We start from the raw sequence: 3229 nt of genomic DNA, 5'->3' as shown, positions 1-3229 counted from the left end.
TAGATCTCGAGCGTCTCCCGTCGCAGAGAGAACGCAAGTTCTTCGCCGACCTTGTCCACCACGGCGGCGAAGTCGACGTTCTCGTCGTGCTCGCCGAGCGCAGCTTTGGCCGCGGGCGTGAAGATCGGTTCGTCGAGTTTGCTCGACTCGACCAGACCGTCGGGCAACGCGACGCCGCACACCGCGCCGGTGCTCTGGTAGTCGGCCAATCCCGATCCGGTGAGGTAGCCGCGGGCAACGCATTCGATCGGCACCATCTGCAACCGCTTCACCACGAGGGCCCGTCCGAGCTGCTCCTGCGGGATTCGTTCGTCGAGTGGGTCGCCGGCGAGATGATTCACGCCGCCGAGTTGGTCGAAGAAGAACACGCTCATCGCCGTCAGGACGCGTCCCTTGTCGGGTATCGGCGTATCGAGAACGTGGTCGTAGGCGGAGATGCGATCGCTCGCGACGAGCAGCAGATGGTCGTCGTCGACGATGTACAGATCGCGAACCTTGCCGCCGGCCAGATGCTGGTAGCTACTGAGAGTTGGGCGCACGCAGTCAACCCTATCCGGGCCTGGTTTCGTGCCTTCCCGGTGACAGGAGAAGAATGGTTGGTGATGGCAACGAAACAAGAGGTGGCAGGTGTCGGATTCCGCTCCGAACGCGGACCGGTACTCGTCGCGTTGATGCTGAGCACGTCCCTCGTCGCGCTGGATTCCACGATCATCGCGACGGCAGTGTTGACGATCGTCGGCGATCCCGGTGGCTTCAGTCAGTTCCCGTGGTTGTTCTCGATCTACCTGCTGGCGCAGGCCGTGTCGGTGCCGTTGTACGGCAAACTCGCCGACCTCTTCGGGCGCAAGAAAGTCATGCTGTGGGGAATCGGAGTGTTTCTTCTCGGCTCGATTCTGTGCGGCCTGGCGTGGAGTATGCCTGCGCTGATCGTGTTCCGCGCCATCCAGGGACTGGGTGCTGGAGCCGTCCAACCGATGTCGATAACCATCGCCGGCGACATCTACACGCTGCAGGAGCGCGCGAAAGCTCAGGGCTACCTCGCCAGCGTGTGGGCAATGTCCTCGGTGCTCGGACCCGCCCTCGGCGGCTTCTTCTCGGAGTTCCTGTCATGGCGATGGATCTTCTTCGTCAACATTCCGCTGTGCGCGCTCGCAGCATGGATGCTGATCAGGCGGTTCCACGAAGAACCGGTCAACGGTCCCAGACCCAAGATCGACTACCTCGGCGCCGCATTGTTGACGGTCGGGGCTACCGCAGTGTTGCTCGGCCTGCTCGAGGGCGGACAGTCCTGGGCCTGGGGGTCTGGCATGTCAATCGGTATCTTCGCCGCCGGAATCGTCTCGCTCGCGCTGTTCACGTGGCAACAGACCCGCGCCGAAGAGCCCATACTGCCGTTGTGGGTGTGCACTCGACGCGTCCTCGTCGTCAGTAGCCTGATTTCACTGCTCGTCGGCGCGATTGTTCTCGGTCTGACGTCGTACGTTCCGACGTTCGTCCAAGGCGTTCTCGGCACGGGGGCCATCGTGGCGGGCTTCGCGCTGGCGACCCTGACGCTCGGGTGGCCGATCGCCGCGTCACTGTCGGGCAAGTTCTACCTCCGCTTCGGCTTCCGGGCGACAGCCTTGACCGGCGGCTCGATCGCGGCCGTCGGAACCGGACTTGGCGTACTGATCGGCGCCGACTCGCAGATCTGGATGATCGCGGCCGTCTGCTTCGTCGTCGGACTGGGCATGGGGCTCATCGCCAGTCCGACGCTCATCGCGGCCCAATCGAGCGTCGAGTGGGACGAGCGAGGTGTCGCAACCTCGACGAACATGTTCGCCAGATCCATCGGCAGCGCGGTCGGCGTCGCGATCTTCGGGGCCATCGTCAACTCGCGAGTCTCCGGAGATCCAGCGCCCGAACAGCTGTCCGACGCCATTCACCTGGTCTTCATCGGCGTCGCCGCTGCCGCAGTGCTGATGCTTCTCGCCGCGATGCTCATGCCGGGCCGGGGCCCCGCCTCACCACCCCCGAACGGCCCCGCCTCACCACCCCCGAACGGCCCCGCCTCACCACCCCCGAACGGCCCCGCCTCAGCACCCCCGAACGGCCCCGCCTCACCACCCCCGAACGGCCCCGCCTCAGTGGCACGGATAAGTGCACCAGAGGAACCATAAGCGTGCCACTGGGGGCGGAGCCGCCCCAGAACCCCAGCCCTACAGCCCCACCCGCTCCAGCAGGGCGTCGAATTCCTCGCTCGCCTCGGTCTCGCTACGGCCAGCCTCGAGCGCGCCGTTGTACACGGCGAGGGCTTCTTCCTGGTACTTCTTGTACTTTTCGAGCCACTGCTCCGAGTTCACCCGCCAGTAGCCGATGATCTCGAATTGCCGTACGGGGTATCCGACTTCCTTGCGGATGTACTTGCGGACGATGCGTGACGATGCAGCTTCGGCGGCGAACCACACGTATCCCTCGCCTTCCGGCAGGACATATTCGCGCACTGCGGCGTCGAGAACGCTCGCGCAATCACCGTTGCCGGAACCGATTCGCCAGTCGTACGTGACGTCGCCTGCAGTCTCGAACTGCTGGATATCCCCGCGCTCGAGAACCTCGACGATCGCGTGTGCCTTGGCGCCCGCTGGAAGTTCCTCGACGATGCGGCCGAGTGCGGGCAAGCCCGTCATGTCGGCGACGAGCAACTGCCACTCCGCAGAATCAGGAATGTTGTACCAGGATCGGGGACGGGTCCACAGAACAACCTGTCCCACCGAGGCATTCAACGCCCACGTGGCCGCGACGCCCCCCTCGTGCGCGACGAAGTCGATGACGAGAAGACCTGTATCGGTGTCGAATCGACGAACCGTGTAGTTCCGCCCCTCCGGCATGGGTTCGACCTCGTGATACCACCACGTGCCGTCGACCTCGGTCATGGCAGGCGGGCGGTCCTCGCCGTCGCGAGCGAAGAAGATGGTGATGCACTCGTCGGGAACCCCGATCGAGGTGTACTCCGCGACGTCGTCACCGCCGAATGTCACTCGCACCATGTGGGGCGTGAGTTGCTCGACCTCGACGACCTCGGCGAACCAGTAGCCCTTCTCGGCGCTGCCGTCGATCCGGTTGTCCGTCATGGCATTCCTTTCCTCTGAGCATGTACCCGTGAGTCAGCGTTCTACACAGCTGTGTATTCGACGACGGTCGATCCCCACCCCAGTGCCCCGAATCGTGGCTCCCGTGCACCTGCTTCACG

Annotated in this window: 3 protein-coding genes; 1 reads left to right on the top strand and 2 read right to left on the bottom strand. The window is 64.4% G+C overall.

The genetic code is table 11. The features are described from left to right. A partial coding sequence (locus tag A2J03_RS05545) for a phosphoribosylaminoimidazolesuccinocarboxamide synthase (protein ID WP_331712357.1) occupies nt 1–539 on the bottom strand: 539 nt, incomplete at its 3' end. Between the two features lie 63 nt (nt 540–602). On the opposite strand from A2J03_RS05545, the gene A2J03_RS05540 reads away from it, so the two are divergent. Then, on the top strand, nt 603–2159 hold the full coding sequence (locus A2J03_RS05540) for an MDR family MFS transporter (RefSeq protein WP_231912383.1): 1557 nt from the start codon (nt 603–605) through the stop codon (nt 2157–2159). 39 nt (nt 2160–2198) lie between these two features. Here A2J03_RS05540 and A2J03_RS05535 read toward each other — a convergent pair whose 3' ends face one another. Further along, nucleotides 2199–3110 carry a siderophore-interacting protein gene (locus A2J03_RS05535; protein ID WP_068370564.1) on the bottom strand — a complete coding sequence of 304 codons (912 nt, stop codon included), beginning with the start codon at nt 3108–3110 and terminating at the stop codon, nt 2199–2201. Nucleotides 3111–3229: the final 119 nt, after the last annotated feature.

Source organism: Rhodococcus sp. EPR-157 (genome assembly GCF_001647195.1).
GTDB lineage: Bacteria > Actinomycetota > Actinomycetes > Mycobacteriales > Mycobacteriaceae > Rhodococcoides.
The sequence above is the reverse complement of the archived record's forward strand: the minus strand, read 5'-3'. Positions and strand labels throughout refer to the sequence as shown.

Excerpts from the sequence above, each read along its gene's own strand:
- A2J03_RS05540 (WP_231912383.1), top strand. The coding sequence starts at position 603 with ATGGCAACGAAACAAGAGGTGGCAGGTGTCGGATTCCGCTCCGAACGC.
- A2J03_RS05535 (WP_068370564.1), bottom strand. The coding sequence starts at position 3,110 with ATGACGGACAACCGGATCGACGGCAGCGCCGAGAAGGGCTACTGGTTC.